At 45.7% G+C, this 18962-nt stretch carries 14 protein-coding genes and 1 rRNA gene; 3 read left to right on the plus strand and 12 right to left on the minus strand.

Going from position 1 to position 18962, the window contains the following annotated elements:
- Positions 1 to 28 precede the first annotated feature (28 nt).
- From L5M49_RS11085 to L5M49_RS11105, 5 genes are read right to left on the minus strand one after another with little or no spacing between them, the layout of a single operon-like run.
- Entirely contained in the window at positions 29 to 2080 is a 2052-nt protein-coding gene (locus tag L5M49_RS11085) for a type IV pilus secretin PilQ (RefSeq protein WP_113941458.1), read from the minus strand.
- 21 nt (positions 2081 to 2101) lie between these two features.
- Positions 2102 to 2617, minus strand: a complete 516-nt coding sequence (locus L5M49_RS11090; RefSeq protein ID WP_105250537.1) for a pilus assembly protein PilP — start codon at positions 2615 to 2617, stop codon at positions 2102 to 2104.
- Entirely contained in the window at positions 2617 to 3240 is a 624-nt protein-coding gene (locus L5M49_RS11095; RefSeq protein ID WP_173496129.1) for a type 4a pilus biogenesis protein PilO, read from the minus strand. Before L5M49_RS11095 ends, L5M49_RS11090 begins: the two co-directional genes overlap by 1 nt.
- Positions 3237 to 3821, minus strand: a complete 585-nt coding sequence (locus tag L5M49_RS11100; RefSeq protein ID WP_168826061.1) for a PilN domain-containing protein — start codon at positions 3819 to 3821, stop codon at positions 3237 to 3239. The genes L5M49_RS11095 and L5M49_RS11100 overlap by 4 nt, the downstream gene beginning before the upstream one ends.
- Positions 3809 to 4888 carry a pilus assembly protein PilM gene (locus tag L5M49_RS11105; RefSeq protein ID WP_105253014.1) on the minus strand — a complete coding sequence of 360 codons (1080 nt, stop codon included), beginning with the start codon at positions 4886 to 4888 and terminating at the stop codon, positions 3809 to 3811. The genes L5M49_RS11100 and L5M49_RS11105 overlap by 13 nt, the downstream gene beginning before the upstream one ends.
- Positions 4889 to 5076: 188 nt before the next feature.
- Here L5M49_RS11105 and L5M49_RS11110 point away from each other — a divergent pair, with 188 nt between their 5' ends.
- A complete protein-coding gene (locus tag L5M49_RS11110; protein ID WP_263266073.1) occupies positions 5077 to 7611 on the plus strand; it encodes a penicillin-binding protein 1A in 2535 nt (844 codons plus the stop codon).
- 100 nt (positions 7612 to 7711) lie between these two features.
- Here L5M49_RS11110 and argH read toward each other — a convergent pair whose 3' ends face one another.
- The 5 genes from argH to argC form a co-directional block, all read right to left on the minus strand.
- The gene (gene argH, locus L5M49_RS11115; RefSeq protein ID WP_113941462.1) at positions 7712 to 9079 is read right to left on the minus strand and encodes an argininosuccinate lyase; all 1368 of its coding nucleotides are present in this window, start codon (positions 9077 to 9079) and stop codon (positions 7712 to 7714) included.
- A 108-nt stretch (positions 9080 to 9187) separates the two neighbouring features.
- On the minus strand, positions 9188 to 10426 hold the full coding sequence (locus L5M49_RS11120; protein ID WP_263266074.1) for an argininosuccinate synthase: 1239 nt from the start codon (positions 10424 to 10426) through the stop codon (positions 9188 to 9190).
- A 59-nt stretch (positions 10427 to 10485) separates the two neighbouring features.
- Positions 10486 to 11391 (minus strand): ornithine carbamoyltransferase, encoded by a 906-nt coding sequence (locus tag L5M49_RS11125; RefSeq protein ID WP_105250543.1) that lies wholly within the window; start codon positions 11389 to 11391, stop codon positions 10486 to 10488.
- 12 nt (positions 11392 to 11403) lie between these two features.
- Positions 11404 to 12186, minus strand: coding sequence for an acetylglutamate kinase (gene argB / locus L5M49_RS11130; RefSeq protein WP_106649098.1), 783 nt, complete (start codon positions 12184 to 12186; stop codon positions 11404 to 11406).
- A gap of 31 nt (positions 12187 to 12217) precedes the next feature.
- A complete protein-coding gene (gene argC / locus L5M49_RS11135) occupies positions 12218 to 13198 on the minus strand; it encodes an N-acetyl-gamma-glutamyl-phosphate reductase (RefSeq protein WP_263266075.1) in 981 nt (326 codons plus the stop codon).
- Between the two features lie 622 nt (positions 13199 to 13820).
- On the opposite strand from argC, the gene ppc reads away from it, so the two are divergent.
- Both ppc and L5M49_RS11145 read left to right on the plus strand, forming a co-directional pair.
- Positions 13821 to 16490: a phosphoenolpyruvate carboxylase gene (ppc, locus tag L5M49_RS11140; protein ID WP_263266076.1), complete on the plus strand. Its 2670-nt coding sequence runs from the start codon at positions 13821 to 13823 to the stop codon at positions 16488 to 16490.
- On the plus strand, positions 16490 to 17035 hold the full coding sequence (locus L5M49_RS11145) for a DUF1439 domain-containing protein (protein WP_173248120.1): 546 nt from the start codon (positions 16490 to 16492) through the stop codon (positions 17033 to 17035). The genes ppc and L5M49_RS11145 overlap by 1 nt, the downstream gene beginning before the upstream one ends.
- Before the next feature lie 91 nt (positions 17036 to 17126).
- On the opposite strand, the gene L5M49_RS11150 is transcribed toward L5M49_RS11145, so the two are convergent.
- Together L5M49_RS11150 and rrf are read right to left on the minus strand one after the other, a co-directional pair.
- On the minus strand, positions 17127 to 18401 hold the full coding sequence (locus L5M49_RS11150; protein ID WP_263266077.1) for a CinA family nicotinamide mononucleotide deamidase-related protein: 1275 nt from the start codon (positions 18399 to 18401) through the stop codon (positions 17127 to 17129).
- Positions 18402 to 18713: 312 nt separating this feature from the next.
- Positions 18714 to 18829: ribosomal RNA gene (gene rrf / locus L5M49_RS11155) — 5S ribosomal RNA — on the minus strand.
- Positions 18830 to 18962 lie beyond the last annotated feature (133 nt).

An 18962-nucleotide genomic window follows, 5' to 3' on the forward strand; every position in this document is an offset into this window, starting at 1 on the left:
CTGGCTTTAGTCGATACATAGCAAGTGCTTAGATCTTCTCACCGACTATTTTGGGGGTTACGAAAATAAGTAGCTCTTGACGCTCATTTTTGTCTGTTGTGTTCCTAAACAGGAAACCGACTAAGGGAATGTCACCGAGAATAGGGACTTTACTCACCCGGCTGATCAAGTTTTGCTGATAAATACCACCAAGGACTATGGTTTCACCGTTATCAACTAGCACTTGAGTGCCAATACGTTGGGTATCGATGGCGACAGCGGGGCCCGTTGGTGTGTCAACCGTCTTGCCCTGAGAGTCTTGGGTGATTTCCAAATCTAAAATAACGCGGTTATCTGGTGTAATTTGTGGTGTAACTCGCAAGGACAACACGGCTTTCTTAAAAGTGACCGAGGTTGCACCGCTTGAAGTCGACTGCACATAAGGTATCTCCACACCCTGCTCAATATAAGCCGCCTTTTGGTTAGAGGTAGTAATACGAGGGCTGGCGATAATTTCACCTTTATTTTCTTGCTCTAACGCACTCAATTCCAAATCAAGAATAGTACCATCTGCCAACTTAGCAACGTGGAATGCGATACTTGTTGGATTGGTCACTGCCGCAGGCAAATTAACGTTCAAACGTTGGTCTGGAGTTGGAATGATGCCGTTGGCAATACTCTGGGCACCTTCTAATGTACCTGAGGTTCCCTTACTGCCCTGCTGATCCGTTACGCCCCAACGTATACCTAAGTCTTCAGAGACATCATCTTTGACCGTTACCATACGTGACTCGATCAGTACTTGACGAATAGGGATATCGAGTACTTCGACTAAACGATGGATGTTCTCAATCGTTTCTGCCGTATCTTTCACGAGTACTGTGTTAGTACGTTCATCGACCGCGACTGAGCCGCGTGGCGAGAGTAAACTAGAATCTGCGCTTTTAAGCAGCTCAGCAATGTCGATCGCTTTGGCATAGTTAATTTGCAAGTACTCAGAATACAAAGGTGCTAACTCTTTAACTTCTTGCCTATTTTTGAGATTTTGGCTTTCACGAATAGCCAACTCTTCGCTCGGTGCCACCATTAAGATGTTGCCTTCGATACGCTTATCTAGGCCTTTGGTTTGTAGAATCAAATCTAATGCTTGGTCCCAGGGCACATCGTCCAACCTCAAGGTGATGTTGCCTTCAACAGTATCACTCGTGACTAAGTTAAAATTGTTATAGTCAGCAATGATCTGCAAAACAGTACGTACAGGGATATTTTGAAAGTTAAGCGACAAAGTACGGCCATTGTATTTTTTAACATCTTTCTTGGCGGCAACTCTCTCAACTTTATTCATCGAGAGTCTAAAGAGATTATCCTCTTGCTTGTAACTGAACTCATATTCCCCTGCAATATCAACTAAAATGCGCGTTGTTAAATCTTCTTTAAATGTCTCGAAGCTTTTTACTGGTGTTGAAAAATCTTTCACATCCATAACATAAAGCAGATCACTATTAATATCAGTGTTATATAACTTAACTTCGAGTTTAGCACCCACTTGCTCAACGTTAACGGCAACCGAGCGGTTATTCAAATAGACTAATAACTCACCGCCACCATTTTCATTACGACGAAAATCGATATTTTTAATGCTGTTAACGAAGGGGTTTTCTGCCTGAGTCTGAGCGCCCGCAACCTCATCATTAATAGTGAGTCGATATGAGTTGCCCATGACTGAACCTTGGTAAGGTTTCACTTTGGACATACCTAAGGTGACTTTAAGACGAGTATCTTGCTGCTCAGTCATCATGTCAGTTACACCGACTTGATTAATGGGTAAGCGATCCTTAGATAAACCAGAAATACTATTATCAAAGGTTAATACGAGCTCTGCAGGCGAGGCATTAGAGTCAATAACTGGCGGTGTTACCGCTTCTTCAAATACCAACTCTAGCTCTAACTGATGGTCAACCAAGGCATGGTACTTAACATCCATTAATCGGTTTGCAGCATAACTCGATGGCAAAATTCCAAATACCAATGCGATCCCAATAACAGACTTGATTAAGCCTGAAGAAATTAACGGGACTTTTATCGCGGCAGAAGATTTCATTATTCCCTCATCCTTCGCTCGTTATTCTCCAGAAAGTTCTAAATTGCTCGTCCTTTCGGACCAACAACCTGAACCATCTGGAATTAATTCTACTACTTCGACATTTTGTGAAGTAACTTTAGAAATGCGTCCATTAAACAGACCTAAATACTCACCAACGCCCATCCGATAAACACTGCCGTCATTTGTTTCAACTAACGCCCAAGTTGTATCGGCTTCACTTAAGGTGCCACGCATTTTTAAATTATCTAAAGGATAAGTTTCTAATCGTCCTTTTCGACGCTTTAAGTCCGGTTGTAAACAATCTTTGCTGGTATCAACAACTTCTTCCGTTAACTCACGCGAAGGTGGTACAAAAGGGCTACGCATTAACTCGGCTTGATAGGCAAAGTGCTCAAATCTTGGCGGCTCTTTCAAGGGCGGGATATGAGCAACATGTTGCGCTTTGGTTGTAGTAACAAATAGCTCTAAATCACTACGATCGCCAACACAACCCATTAAAAAAAGACTTAAGGCCAACAAAGGTAAGAATTTCATTATTTCTTCCCCTTATTAGCAGGTTTTTCAGGCGGTAATTCAGCCCCTTCTTTAAAGCGATATGTCTTGGCTAAGATATCCATTGCTAAGTTACCGGCTTCATCTCGCTTAATGGTGAAATCATGGAGGCTAACGATACGCGGCAGCTTAGCGACACCACTCACCATACTACCTAGCTGATGGTAATCTCCCGTCACAGACATTTTAATTGGAAACTCAATATAGAAATCCCGCTGAATTTCTGCCTCCCAATTCAAACTATTAATTTTGAGTCCTGCATCCGTAGCCACAAAAGTTAAATCGTCTAGCAAACCTGGCATTTCATTTTCAGATGGCAGCATCTTCAGTAACTCTGCAAACTGTACTTCCATCGTCGCTAGCTGCTCTCGGTAGAGTTTTAAATTTGCCGCAAGTTGATACTTATTCTTGAAATCATCTCTGAGCTGCACTTCTTTATCCTGCTCTGCGGTATAAATATCTACCGAATCGGAGACGACCAAGAAATATCCCGCAGCAAAAACACAGAGTGCTAAAAGGATCGCGAAAAAGGTTTTAACTTGATTTGGCCAACCACCAATATTTTCAAAGTCGATATCATTAAATTGACTTAGATCGAGTTTCATTTACTCGCTCCTTTTGTCATTTTCTGAGGCTCATCTAGACTCGCGCCTTTAATAGTGACTCTCAAACTAAAACGCTGTAATTGTCGTAACTCTTCATTTTGGGTCACGATCGATTGCATATTAGGATCGGTTAACCATTCGGAAGTTTTCACTTTTCGCATCATGTTGGCGACGTTATTGTTCGATTCACTACGCCCTTCAATCAGCAACAAACTGCCCTTTTTCTCTAGACTAGACAGATATATTCCTGGAGGTACAATTCGAACAAGCTCATCTAACACGTGAGTAGGTAAATTACGGGATTGCTGTAGATTAAGAATAATTTCTGTACGCCGCTCAATGTCTTTCTTACGTTCAGTAATTTTCTTGATCTCAGAAATTTGTGTTTCAAGCAGACTGATTTCCGATTGCAAATAAGCATTACGTGCTTTTTGCTCATCTGTCATAACATCTAATAAAGATACTGCGACATAGACTAAAATCGCCGACGCTAAAAATACTGCCGCTAAAATACCAATATAGTCGCGCTTTTGTTTTTCTCTCGCCTCTTCTCGCCAAGGGAGTAGGTTTATGTTCGCCATTGACCGTAACTCCTCAATGCTAAGCCACAAGCAACCATATATTTGCTGATTGTAGGTTGCAGCGCACTTTTAACCGACTCATCGGCATGCAAACACCCTTGAAAAGGATCGGCGATAATAGTGTGAACACCCAATTCATTTGTCAGTAAATTAGCCATACCTTCTAATTTAGATGTCCCACCGCATAATACGAGGTAGTCGACTTTATCTTTACCGCTGGAAGTGCAATAAATCTGTAGCGTACGTTTTATTTGTTGTAATAGCTGAGTTTGAAAAGGTGACAAAACTTCAAACATATAATTTCGTGGTAAGTCGCCTTCAATCTTTGCTTTCTCAGCTTGATCATAAGACATGCCATAGAAGGATAATATTGACTGAGTAAATTGCTCACCACCGAAAGCTTGCTCACGAATAAAAGTCGTCTCACCCGACTCAACCACAGAGAAAGTCGTCATATTCGCGCCGATATCAACCATAGCGACGGCTTTATGTTTCGCTCCTTCTGGAAGCTGAGCCAGAATTAACTCGGCAGCTCGACCTAAAGCGTAACCTTCAACATCCACCACTTTAGCCTCAAGTTCCACGCTATCCAGCGCATCGACTCTCACATCAATATTGTCAGTGCGGCATGCGCTCAACAGCACATCAACTTTAGTAGGATCGGTACTGTTTACGTTTAGCGTTTCAAAATCTATGCTAACTTCATCGAGTGAATACGGAATAAGGTTATCGGCTTCAATTTCTATCTGTGCCTCCATTTCTTCCTCACTAAGGGAGGCATCCATGTAGATCACTTTCGTCATCACAGCAGAACCCGAAACAGAAACAGCGGCATATTTAACGGATTTAGGCAGGCTACGTTTTATTTGCTTAAGGCATTCAACAACGGCATCAGCATCACGAATATCATGATCGTTAACGGCCCCCTTCTTAATGGGTACCGCGGCATGACTCAATATTTTGTATCCGTCAGCAGTCTTACTCAACAAAATGGCCTTAACTTCATGGGAACCGATATCGATTCCCACCATCTGCGGAGCCTGACGCTTCCATAAATTTGAAAGCATATCCATTGTCACTTTTTTATTTATATTTCAGTAAAAGAGATTAGCACAAAATCAACTTGTTATACTTACTTGTATCGAATGTTTCATCATTTTACAAATGCTATTTTATGAGTCTCACGTTTTTACTTCACCAAGACGTGTGCGCCTTATATACTGTCGCACTTAACAGAACATTAGGATAAATTTTGGTGAAGTGGTTAAAACGTATTGTTATAGCACTATTCAGTCTAGCCCTTTTGGGCGTAGGCGCCATTGTGGCAGCATACTTTTATGTTTTGCCAGATTTACCGGATGTTTCAACACTAAAAAATGTGCAACTTCAAACACCTTTACGTATTTACAGTAGTGACGGCAAACTTATTTCTCAATTCGGTGAGAAACGTCGCATTCCACTAACGTTAGACGAAGTGCCAAAACCTCTGCTACAGGCGTTTATCGCAACCGAAGATGCCCGCTTTTATGAGCATGGTGGTATAGACCCTGTTGGCGTGCTTCGCGCCGCATTAGTGATGTTGACCACTGGTGAGAAAAAGCAAGGTGCGAGTACGATTACCATGCAGGTCGCACGTAACTTCTTCTTAACCCGAGATAAGACTATTATTCGTAAAGTGAAGGAGATTTTTATCTCCTATCATATTGAAGAGTTACTCACCAAAGATGAAATTTTAGAGCTCTACGTAAACCGCATTTACTTAGGCCAACGGGCCTACGGTGTTGGGGCTGCTGCGCAAGTGTATTTCGGTAAAAACGTGCAGGAACTCAGCTTATCTGAACTGGCCGTTATTGCAGGCCTACCCAAGGCGCCCTCTACACTCAATCCAATCACGTCACCTTCGCGTGCATTGGCTCGCCGTAATGTCGTCCTCATGCGGATGAATGAAGTCGGCTACATCAGCCAAACCGAATACCAAACGGCACTACAAGAGCCATTGGTGGCCAGATATCATGGCGCTGAAATTGATCTGTATGCCCCTTACATTTCTGAAATGGCTCGGGATTACATGGTACAGAAGTACGGTGAAGAAGAGGCCTATACCAATGGCTACAACGTCTATACGACTATCTCATCGGATCTACAACTTAAAGCTCAACAGGCACTGCGTAATAACGTCTATGCCTATGATGAACGCCATGGCTACCGTGGTCCTGCTGCCGTGTTGTGGACGGACGAAAAACCTGAACCTGCTCAAATCAAAACTGAACTAGCCAAGATTGCTTCAGTACAAGAATTGCAACCCGCCGCAGTCATCAGCATTGCAGATCAGCAAGCAAGTATAATGACCGCCAAAGGCGAAACTAAAGTCATTACTTGGGATGGATTGAAGTGGGCACGTAAGTTTATTACTGATAAGCGTCAAGGTAGTGTACCGAAATCAGCTTCTGACATGCTCAAGGTCGGCGAGCGTATTTGGATCCGTGATAACGGCCAATATTTGCAACTATCGCAAGTACCAGAAGTCGCCAGCGCAACAGTATCACTCGACCCCAAAAATGGTGCTATTCGCACTTTAGTTGGTGGTTATAGCTTTAGCCAAAGCCAATACAACCGAGTGACTCAAGCGAAACGTCAATTAGGTTCGAATATTAAACCTTTCATCTATGCCGCAGCATTAGAGAAAGGCTTTACCTTAGCGACCCTCATAGACAATGCGCCAATTAATAAACCCGATATCAGCCAAGGCACTGCATGGCGCCCTAAAAATTCACCCGATATCTATGGCGGCCCCACTCGTTTACGTGTGGGTTTAGCGCAATCTATTAACGTTATGTCTGTGCGTGCAATGCGCCATGTCGGACTCGACGAAACCATTGCTCAACTCGTTGAATTTGGTTTTGATCCTAACGACTTACCTCGCAACGAATCGATTGCATTAGGCTCGTCTTCAGTCACGCCATTGCAAGTAGTTACTGCATTTAACGTATTTGCTAACGGCGGTTTTTTACTCGAACCTTTCTATATTGATCGCGTAGAAGATGCTTACGGCAATGTTATCGAAAAAGCGAACCCTACATTGGCCTGTAAGCCTAGCCAAAGTCTTAGCCAACCAGTTACACCGAGCGATCCTATGGCGTTCAGCGTAAGTGGAGACTCTAGTGCTGAACCTAGTGCCCCCGTTGCGCAGTGTTTCGAACAAACTGGTCGCTACGCTCCGCAAATTATTTCAGAGCAAACGGCATTCCTCATTACCGAAGCACTGAAGAGCGTGATCTGGGGTGGCGGCGATTGGAGTAAAGGCACGGGTTGGCAAGGTACGGCTTGGCGCGCGGCAAAATTGATTAAGCGCCATGATATTGCAGGTAAAACGGGTACTACCAACGAATCGCGCGACACTTGGTTCAGTGGTTTTAGCCCAGTCATCACTAGCACTTTCTGGGTCGGTTTCGACGATCACGGTCGCCAACTGGGCAGAACCGCATGGAATGCAAACGGCGAAAAAGATCAGATAACTGGCGCCGAAGCGGGTGCGAAAACAGCAGGTCCGGGCTGGAACGAGTTTATGAACAGTGTCTTACAAGGCACTCCTGAGACAACCTCGATTCCGCCAGAAGGCATAGTTTCGGTACGCATTGATTTAGCGACGGGTAAACTTACTCGAAAAACCGACTATACCAGTGCGTTCGAGTACTTTATTTCAGGTACAGAGCCGAAGGAATACATCAGCGAAACTCAGGATGAAAATAACCTCTTCATCGATGCGCCAACTGACGACTTATTCCAATAAACAAATGCTAAAAAGTCATTACCACTAATTGTGGCCCAATAAAAAACGCGACCTAATGTCGCGTTTTTTATTGGCTTGAATTGTGGATTTGAATAACTCGCTAACGTACTTTCTTGGCCGCAATCGCCTTCTGAATTCGTGGCAATGCAGTACCACCGAGCACGTCACGTTTCGCTAAACAAGCTTCAATAGTCAGGTTTGGATAGACATCATCTTCAATGATAGCGGCAAAAGTTTTTAATTCGGCCAAGGAGAAATCCTCGAGCGGAATTTGCTTCGCTATCGCAGCAACCACGACTTCACCCACAACATGGTGCGCCTCACGGAAAGGCATACCTTTAGACACGAGATAATCCGCAAGCTCAGTTGAATTTGCATAACCTTGCTGCGCAGCTAACAGCGCATTAGGACGATTAACTTTCAGACCCGATAACACTAACGCCGCCATATCGAGGCAAATTGCCCAACTATCGACCACATCAAACAGGCCTTCTTTATCTTCCTGCATATCTTTGTTGTACGCCAAAGGCAGCGCTTTCATCGTAGTGAGAATGCCCACTAAGCTGCCATACACCCGGCCCGTTTTACCACGGATAAGCTCTAATGCGTCTGGATTTTTCTTCTGTGGCATCAGGGATGAACCCGAGGTCACTTCATCACTCAGGGAAATAAAGTTCGCTTCACCTGAGTTAAAGAAAATCAAATCTTCAGCCATACGGCTTAAGTGCATCATGCTGATCGATGCGGTTGAACAAAGCTCTACCACGTGATCTCTGTCTGATACGCTATCTAAGCTATTCAGCGTTGGCGAGGCAAAATTCAGCGCCGCGGCCAGTGCATGTCGATCCATCTTATAAGCTGTGCCTGCTAATGCTCCAGAACCTAAAGGACAGGTATTAGCGCGGGTTAACGCATCGCTTAAACGGCTGATATCCCGCTCAGTCATTTCCACATACGCTAAACACCAGTGGCCAAATGTCACAGGTTGCGCGCGCTGCAAGTGAGTATAACCCGGCATTACCGCATCAAATTCACGCTCAGCCAACGCCAGTAATTCAGCATGTAAACCTTGAAGGCGCGCGAGTAATGCTTTGCCTTCGGATTGACACCAAAGCTTTAAATCGGTGGCAACTTGATCGTTACGGCTACGACCGGTGTGCAATTTCTTACCGAGATCGCCCACTTTGGCAATCAAGGCCGACTCGACGAAACTGTGAATATCTTCAGCGCCCGAGGCGAGAATAATCGCCGGATCGCCCTGTACTTCCACCAGTAAGTCATTAAGCGCTTTTTTCAAGTCGCGGCATTCAGTTGCCGAGATAATTCCCACGCTGGCGATCGCATCCGCCCAAGCGATGGAGCCGACCACATCCTGTTCGAACAAGCGATAATCCACAGGCAACGAATCGTTGAATAATTTGAATAGCGCGCTCGTTTCGCCCTGAAATCTTCCACCCCATAAAGCCATGCTAACTCCCCTTACTCACTGCTTATTTGAAATCGACTCATCTGAATCAAAAACTAAATCAAAACCTAAAAACAAAAAAGGGCGCTAGGCGCCCTTTTAAACGACCTCTTACTTAAACTTTACATCATTAGCATTGAGTGCGCGGATGCGACTCGCTAATGAGTACAGGCGGATAAAGCCTTCGGCATGTTTTTGATCGTACACTTGATCTTCACCAAAGGTGGCAAACGCTTCAGAGTACAAGCTGTTAGGTGAACGTTTCTTCACTGCGCTCGCTTGGCCTTTGTAGAGTTTAACCACAACTTCACCGTTAACTGATTCAGCCAGTGACTCAGATGCTGCCAGCAATGACTTACACAGTGGCGTGAACCAACGGCCGTCATACACTAAATGCGCCATTTGTGCGGCAACTTGCTCACGCCAGTTACGGCTAGTCTTGTCGAGCACAAGCTCTTCAATCGCACGTAGTGCTGCGAACATCACAGTGCCGCCGGGTGTTTCATAACAGCCACGAGACTTCATGCCGACTAAACGGTTTTCAGTGATGTCGATACGACCCACACCGTGTGGCGCAGCAATCGCGTTTAATGTCATCAGTGCAGCATAAGGCGTTAGGGCTTCACCATTCACTTTAGTAATACGGCCATGTTCTACTTCTAGCGACACATATTCAGGCTTGTTCGGTGCATCTTCAGGATCGGCAGTCAGTGTCCATACGCCTTTGCTTGGCTCGTTCCATGGATCTTCTAACTCACCACCTTCATGGGAAATATGGAAAGCGTTGGCATCACGGCTATAGATTTTAGTCGCTGACGCTGACGTCTTGATGTCACGTTCAGCTAAATAGGCCAGCAGATCTTCACGGCTCTGCATAGTCCATTCACGCCATGGTGCAATCACTTTTAAATCAGGTGCTAATGCGGCGAAGCAACCTTCGAAACGCACTTGGTCGTTACCTTTGCCGGTACAACCGTGGCACAGAGCATCTGCGCCCACTTTACGAGCCACTTCAACCTGCGCTTTAGCAATGATAGGACGCGCCATTGACGTACCGAGTAAATAAGTGCCTTCGTAAATCGCACCGCTCGCAATCGTTGGGTAGATATAGTCTTTAACGAATTCTTCTTTTAGATCGACGATATGACATTCAGAAGCACCTGAAGCTAAAGCTTTTTCAGTCAAGCCAACCAGCTCTTCTTCGCCTTGGCCAACGTCGGCGCAGAATGCGATGATTTCACAGTTATCGTAGTTTTCTTTTAACCAAGGAATAATGGCCGAGGTATCTAGACCACCTGAATAGGCTAAAACCACTTTTTTCACGCCAGTATTTTTTATCTCGATAGACATCTTAAATTCCTATGACTCGTTTCTCTCAGGGAGAAAACAGGCTGCTAAACAGGGTTAATTTAACTAAATAAGGTTACCAGTACCGCATTTTGGGCATGCATCCGATTTTCGGCTTGTTGCAGAATTAAGGATCCTGCACCGTCCATCACTTCATCTGTTACTTCTACACCACGGTGGGCGGGCAAACAATGCATAAAGAAGTTAGCGCCCGCTTTCGCCATCAAAGCTTTGTTTACTTGGTATGGTGCAAACTTCGCTTTGATATCAGACAAAGGCGTTGGATCGCCCATTGAAATCCAAGTATCAGTATAAATAGCGTCGTGACCTTCAATCGCATCGATATCTGAAGTCAGCACTATCTTGCCGCCATATCGTTTGGCGAGCTCTTGCACTTCTGCCACTACGTAGCCATCAGGAAAGTGACCCGCTGGGCAGATCACTGTCATGGTGGCACCGAGAATAGCCGCACAGTACATCAGCGAGTTAGTGACATTATTACCATCACCAACATAAGCTAATTTAGCTTTACTGACATCCTCAAACTGCTCTGCCAGTGTTAAAAAGTCAGCTAAGGCTTGGCAAGGATGATAAAGATCCGACAGCGCATTGATCACGGGCACAGAGCCGAACTCGGCTAATTGTTCGATAGTGGTGTGTGAATAGGTTCTCGCCACAATTGCGTCGGCCCAACATGACAGGTTAGAAGCAAAGTCAGCAACCGATTCCCGTTTTCCCAGTTCACCATTTTGCTGGTCTAGGTATAAACAGTGGCCACCGAGCTTATTAATACCGATATCAAAGCTAACGCGTGTTCTGAGTGAGGGCTTTTCAAATAACATCACCACACTCTTGCCATCCAGCGCATGACGATACTCAGCCGGGTTGGCTTTAATCGTTTTTGCCAAGGCAATTAGATCCTGTAACTGCTGCTGGGTTAAGTCTTTTATCGATAGTAAATGCTTCATAACCTACTCCACTTATGGTTGGATTTGTGTTCCTACGGCTTCACCTTTTGCTAATGCGATTAATTGGCTTGCATCACGCCACGAGGCAACTTGTACCGCCTGCCCCATCCACTGTGCTACTTCGAGCGCAGCTTCAACTTTGACCTTCATTCCTTTTTCGATCACACCTTGCTTAACAAGGTCTGCTATCTGCTTGCCATTTAAACTGTGGATGAGCTGGCCTTTACCATCGAGCACCCCAGAAACATCCGACAGTAGCACTAACTTGCCGCCCACTAATTTGGCTAATGCCGTTGCCGCTTGGTCTGCATTGACGTTAAGCATTTGGCCATCGTCCATCATGGCGATGGAGCTACAAATCGGCATCCAACCTTGGGCGAGGATAAACTTAAGATAAGTGCCATCGTTTGGCGTGACTTCGCCCACTAGGCCTAAACGCTCATCTTTAATCTTAGCCGAAACAGTATTGCCATCGGCAAGACTCATGCCCACACTCACAATGCCAGCCTTAGTCGCTGCGCCTTGAAGGATTTTGTTCGAAGTGCCAGCCAATGCGCCGGCAATAATCGGCATTTGCTCTGGCGGAGTCACACGTAAACCTTCTAACTTGACGGTCTCCATACCATTAGCCGCTAACTGCTCATCCACCAGACAGCCACCGCCATGTACCATCAACACTTGCTGACCATTGGCTAACATAGCCGCAGCCGTATCCATCAATCGCGCCATCCCCATTTCACATTGCAGCAGCGCGCCGCCCACTTTAAGCACTAATACTGAGTTGTTTGTAGACATCTTGACGACTCTCTTAAATAAGGATGAACAATTAAAGGTTAAAATGAATCTTTATGCATTGCAGCGCTTGGCTGGCAGCACCTTTCATCAAGTTATCGATGGCACTGGCTACCACTAAGTAACCGCTATTCTCATCAAACTTCCAACCTAAATGGCAATTAGGTGTCAGCACCACATCGTCCACTTTCGGGAACTGATTGTGCTTTACAGTTACCAATGGCGCCTTGTCATACACACTATAGGCCGCGGCCACATCGGCAGTCGTAGTGCCTGGTTTTAGCTGCACGGTAATGGTCGCTAAAATGCCACGCTTAAAGTTGCCAAGGTGCGGGGTAAATATCACTTCTTGGCCAAGCTGAGTGGCGATCTCGGGTTGATGTCTATGGCCTAATACGCCGTAAGGTGTCAGGCTCACTTCACAAAAACTGGTATGTAACTGCGCTTTACGGCCCGCACCTGTTACGCCGCTCACGGCATTGATTACCGGATAAGCCGATGTCAGTAAACTCGCTAGCGGCTTTAACGCTGTCAATGATGCGGTCGGGTAACAACCTGGCACGGCAATCATCTTAGTCGCAGCGATTTCTTTAGCATTCCATTCGGCAAGGCCATACACGGCTTTGGCTAAAACTTCAGGATATTCATGCTCAAAGCCATACCACTTCGGATATTGCGCCACATCACTGAAACGATAGGCACCGCTTAAATCGAATACAGCTAACCCTTGGCTATAAAACCAAGCCGCTAAATGCAGGCTCACCGAGTGCTCAGTCGCGAGCACCACAGCATCGGCTTCGGCAACGATTTTTGCCTTAGCTTCATCGGACAATGGCGACAACGTTAATGCGATATGGCTGTAGCTAGGATACAAATCAGCTAAAGGTTTACCTTTATCTAAACTGTTTTCAGAAACATACAACCCCTGAATCGTCAGTTCTGCTGACGCATGGATTAAAGCGGTCAGTTGCGCGCCTGTGTAACCACTGGCACCAATAATGGCGATATTTTTCATGTTTTTTGTCTTATTAACCGAATCAAAGAAACTTAAAGAGTAGATGAATAGCTTACACGCAACCGCGCATATCTATGATGACAAGACTATCGTCGCAGGAAATCGTAATAGGTTGTTATTTTATTCACTGTCAGGCTAATACTGTGCATCATGATATTCACTCTACAGGTCACAGGTGGTGACTCATCTCAACTGATGGCTAGACTACCACAAAGATCTACTTATGCAATATATGTGAATATATATTTTTAATTTATTTTCATATTTTAAGCTCAAACTGGGATATCGAAGACACGCCTCCCATTCAGCTAACTCGTTAATAACTCAGTTATCCAGGGTCAATATGAGTCAAATCAGTCCTTTTCATTAACAGCTAAGATACATGTCTGCAAAGCATAAAATGATGCACTTCATATTCACTTGCACTAATCATCAAAAAATATTGCGTGACTTCGCATTTCTATTGAATATTCTTCATCAAATACCGTGATTGGTTGCATATCGGATAAGCCAGTCGTATAAGTTATAAGTTCTGCTGTTGACCATAGCCCCAAGTGATAGGTATTGTGCTAACGGGCTAAATGCACAGCGGAATTTTCATGTTTTTCTATTCGGAGTAACTATGTCAGTAACCATGGCAGACAATATGACAGATATGTATGCGTCATTAAGATCGAACGTGAGTATGTTAGGCCAAATCCTTGGCGATACTATGCGTACCCATCTTGGGGACTCTTTTCTTGAGAAGGTTGAACAGATCCGTAAGCTTGCCAAAGACTCACGCCGAGGCGATCAAGCCGCCAGAGAGCAAATGCTCGAGTTACTGACAGCTTTGCCAGACGAAGAATTAGTCCCTTTTGCAAAAGCTTTTAACCAATTTCTTAACTTAGCTAACTTATCCGAGCAATTTCATACTATCAGTCGTAATTGCGACGAACTTGTCTGCGTACCAGACCCAGTGGAACAACTCCTAGGCCGTATGTTAAATGGCCGTGTAGACCAAACGAAAATGCTCGACTGCCTTAAGACACTGGATATCGATCTGGTGCTGACAGCGCATCCCACAGAAATTTCACGTCGCACCTTGATCCAAAAGTACGCCGCCATTGTCGACTGCTTAACTGAGCAAGAAAACGATCAATTATCAGATAGAGAACGTCAGCAAATCAGTCTGCGCCTTCGCCAATTAATCGCGCAAATTTGGCACACCAATGAGATCCGCCGTGAGCGCCCAACACCTGTTGATGAAGCTCGCTGGGGATTATCAACCATTGAAGAGTCACTCTGGCATGCGGTGCCTGACTTCTTAAGACAACTTAACGATCGAGTGCAGCAACGTACAGGACAACAATTACCGATTGATATCGCGCCAGTGCGCTTTTCAAGCTGGATGGGCGGCGATCGCGATGGCAACCCGTTTGTTACCGCAAAAGTCACCCAAGAGGTGCTCGACCGTAACCGCCATGCTGCCGCCAGATTATTCTTAAAAGATATCGTGCTGCTGGTCGGCGAACTGTCGATGGAAGAAGCCAATGATGAGTTAAAGGCTTATACCAATAACAGCTGCGAACCTTACCGCCACGTGTTGCGCTCCATTCGTCAAAGACTGCGCGATACCATAGATTATTTAAATGCGCGCATCGAAGGCCACAATCCTGAAGTCGATAAGTCGAGCCTGATTTGGCAAGAAAGCGATCTCAAAGCGCCGTTAGAAATGCTTTATAAGAGTTTAACCGACTGCGGTATGCGCTTAATCGCCAACGGTTTATTGCTTGATATTCTCCGTCGCCTCGCCTGTTTTGGCATTCACATGCTCAGACTCGACATTCGCCAAGACGCCAGCCGTCACAGCGATGTGCTCGCCGAATTAACTCGCTATCTCGGCATGGGTGATTTCAACCATTGGGATGAAACCGAGAAACAAGCTTTCCTATTACGCGAACTCAGCAACCGTCGTCCACTGATCCCAAGTAACTGGCAGCCGTCAGCCGATGTGGCCGAAGTGCTCAATACCTGTCGTTTAATTGCTAAACATCCGGCTAAAGCACTTGGATCCTATGTGATTTCGATGGCGGGTAAACCATCGGATGTCTTAACGGTTTTACTGTTACTCAAAGAAACGGGCTGTTCGCACCCAATGCGCGTGGTGCCGCTGTTTGAAACCCTAAGCGACTTAAACAACGCCGCGGCCTGTATTACCGATTTGCTCGATATCGACTGGTATCGTGGTTATACCAAAGGCATGCAAGAAGTCATGATTGGTTACTCTGACTCAGCTAAAGATGCCGGCGTAATGGCGGCGGCTTGGGCTCAGTACTACGCCCAAGAGCAGTTAGTGGCGGTCTGTAAACAAGCGGGCGTCAAGCTCACATTATTCCATGGCCGTGGTGGCAGCATTGGTCGCGGGGGTGGTCCTGCACACAAAGCGATTCTATCCCAACCACCAGGTTCGGTAGATGGCCGCATTCGCGTGACTGAGCAGGGCGAGATGATCCGCTTCAAGTTTGGCTTACCAAAACTCGCGGTTCAAAGCTTGGCCCTGTATACCTCGGCCGTATTGGAAGCAACCCTGTTACCACCGCCAGAGCCGAAGCAAGAATGGCGCAATTGCATGCAACGTATCGCAGAAGAATCAGTGGGTGCTTACCGTGGCATAGTGCGTGATGAACCTGATTTTGTGGCTTATTTCCGCGCGGCAACGCCAGAAGTGGAATTAGGAAAACTACCACTCGGCAGCCGTCCAGCCAAACGTCGTGTCGATGGTGGAATAGAAAGTCTGCGAGCCATTCCGTGGATCTTTGCTTGGTCGCAAAACCGCTTGATGTTACCTGCATGGCTTGGCGCCGGTGAAGCACTTCAAGCCGCCTGTGAACGCGGTGAAATGGGCTTACTGCAAGAGATGGAACGGGAATGGCCCTTCTTCAGCACTCGCATTTCAATGCTAGAAATGGTCTACGCCAAGGCGGAACCTAATTTGGCCCGCTACTACGAAACCTGTTTAGTACCTAAGGACTTGCATCACTTAGGCGAAACCTTGCGCCAACGCTTAGATCTGGGCATTAAAGTCGTGCTTGAGCTGACAAAATCGGATAGTTTAATGGCGCATACACCGTGGAATCGCGAATCAGTTAAACTGCGAAATCCGTATATCGATCCATTAAACTTCTTACAAACCGAGCTATTAGCGCGGACACGTAAGGAAACAACCGAAACTCCTGCGTCTGAACATGTACAGTTAGCGCTAATGCTGACCATTGCAGGTGTGGCAGCGGGAATGAGAAACACTGGTTAATGAAAAAACTTTCCCGCACGATTTGCTTGGGATTGACTGTACTGCTTGGCGGCTGCGTCTCGCAGTACAGTATCAGCGAGCACGAAATGGAGCAGTACCTCAGTAAAGAGATCCATTTTGAGATTAAACAAGGCAATCAGTTAGTTGGCGCAGAAGTGCGTATTAACGACATCAGTGTCAAGCTAGGTGCAAAACCTGACACTATGAGCGTAAGTGCCGCAACTCAAGTTTCAATTAAGAATCCGATCTTTCCATTGAGCGCCAAACTCACGACGACTTTCGAAGCCAAGCCTTGGTATGACAGTGCAACGCACAGTGTCTATCTGCGCCAACTCGAATTAGTCAAAGTGGAATCAACGCCCAAGGATATTGAAAAAGCGATTAGCAGTGCCACGCCGCAGGTGATGGGTTATCTAAGGCAATTCTTAGAAAACCAGCCTGTGTATGTACTGGATACCAAGGACAGTAACCAAGCACTGATGGCAAAAATGACCGAAAGCATTCAAGTTGCCCCAGGCAAATTAGTGCTTAAGTTCACTAAATAATCTGCCATTTTTGTATCTCTGTAGAAGTTAAAATGCTCCCTCGGGAGCATTTTTGTTGGCGGGTTTAAACTGGTATATGCCCGTATAAGAGTTACTTACTGAATCGCCCAATCGACTGATAATCGACGATCACAGCTTCAGCTAAAATCTCACGTCTTAGCATATCGTAAGCAACAGCGGCACTTAAACTGCGTACCAGATCCCGTGAACGTCTCGGTAGTTTAATCATCTGACTATAAACACCGCCGCGAGTTGCTAAAGCGATCGCCACAGTGCCCACAGGTTTCTCATCTGTGCCACCATCAGGCCCCGCAATTCCACTGGTTGCCAGCGCATAATCACTGTCTAAAATTTGCCTTGCCCCCTTAGCCATTTCTTCCACAGTCGCAATGGAGACTGCACCATGATCATCTAAGGTTGAAGGATTAACACCTAACACACGCACTTTAGATTCATTACTGTAAGTCACTAATCCGTGCTGTAAGTAAGATGAACTGCCAGGGAAATCAACTAACAGACTAGTGATCATGCCGCCAGTGCAAGACTCGGCAACGCTTAAGGTCAAGCCTGAGTTAAGTAGTTTGTAATGAATTTCTTCGGCAAGAGTGGCTTTATCTTCCGCGACAACCGCAGTACCCAGCACCATTTTGATGTGCCCAGCGACGCGAGGTAATACCGCAATCGCCTTCTCGCCACGGGCGAAAATCTTAATCTCAATATGCGGCATGGAAGAGCGGTAACCAATAGTAATGCCTTCTGGCAGCTCTAGCGGTTCTAACTTATCTGCCAAAGCGGACTCACCTTGGCCTATGGTCAATAGTTTCTTTAAGGCAACCTTAGCATCAAGGTTAAACTCTTCGCGAATAAAGGGAACAAACTGCTCTGTAACCATGTGCTTAAGCTCAAAAGGCACACCAGGCGTGAAGAATAACCAAGCGCGATTAAGTTTAACTCTAAAGCCACAAGCGGTTCCCACTGGGTTATCAACCATCACAGCTGAGGCTGGAAGCATAGCTTGCTTGAGATTACTTAAAGGCATTTCACGGTTATTACGGGTAAACCACTCCTCTAAACGCTCACGCCACTCCGCATTCTCAACCAATGGTTCGCCCTTCGCCTTCGCCATCGCTAAAGCAGACATATCATCACTCGTCGGCCCGAGACCACCATTAACGAGAATCACATCGGCATGTAAGCTACGTTCTTGGAAAACTGCAATCAAATCCTCGAGGCGATCACCTACGGTTACTCGACGCTGGATCTCGACACCATGCTCCATCATAGTACTGGCAAACCAAGCGGCGTTGGTATCAACAATCTGTCCCGCCAACACCTCTTCCCCAGTACAAATCATCTCTAACTTCATCTCAGATCCTTATCTACCCCAACAAATTAAATCATAAGGTAAGTAACCGCTTAACTAATAGCAATAGCTAGGCGCGATCTAGAACTCAGATCGCTGTAGCGAAATCGGAGCATTGACAAAATAAACGAACAAATAATCGACAACCATTACTTACTATTGATGTCATGAAGAATGAAAGAATGTGTTAAGGAGAGAAAAATGGGAGGAAAACTGACTAATTAAATAGACACTAGGCTGGATTTCACAAATTGCAGACGCAAAAAAGCCAGCTTATTCAGCTGGCTTGGTTACATCTCAATGAGATAATTAGGCGCTTGGCGATGACCTACTCTCACATGGGGAGACCCCACACTACCATCGGCGCGTTTGCGTTTCACTTCTGAGTTCGGGATGGGATCAGGTGGTTCCACAAGGCTATTGTCACCAAGCAAATTCTGTTTATTACCGTGTCCATCGCTGGCTCACGCTAATAATAATTCGGAAAGCTGATTTGCTTTGTTTGAGTTCAACAAGTACAAGGATGTACTTGATGTCATAAATGCAGGAGCATTTTATGACCAC

It is taken from the genome of Shewanella sp. SM74 (assembly GCF_025653725.1).
Taxonomy (GTDB): Bacteria; Pseudomonadota; Gammaproteobacteria; order Enterobacterales; family Shewanellaceae; genus Shewanella; species Shewanella oncorhynchi.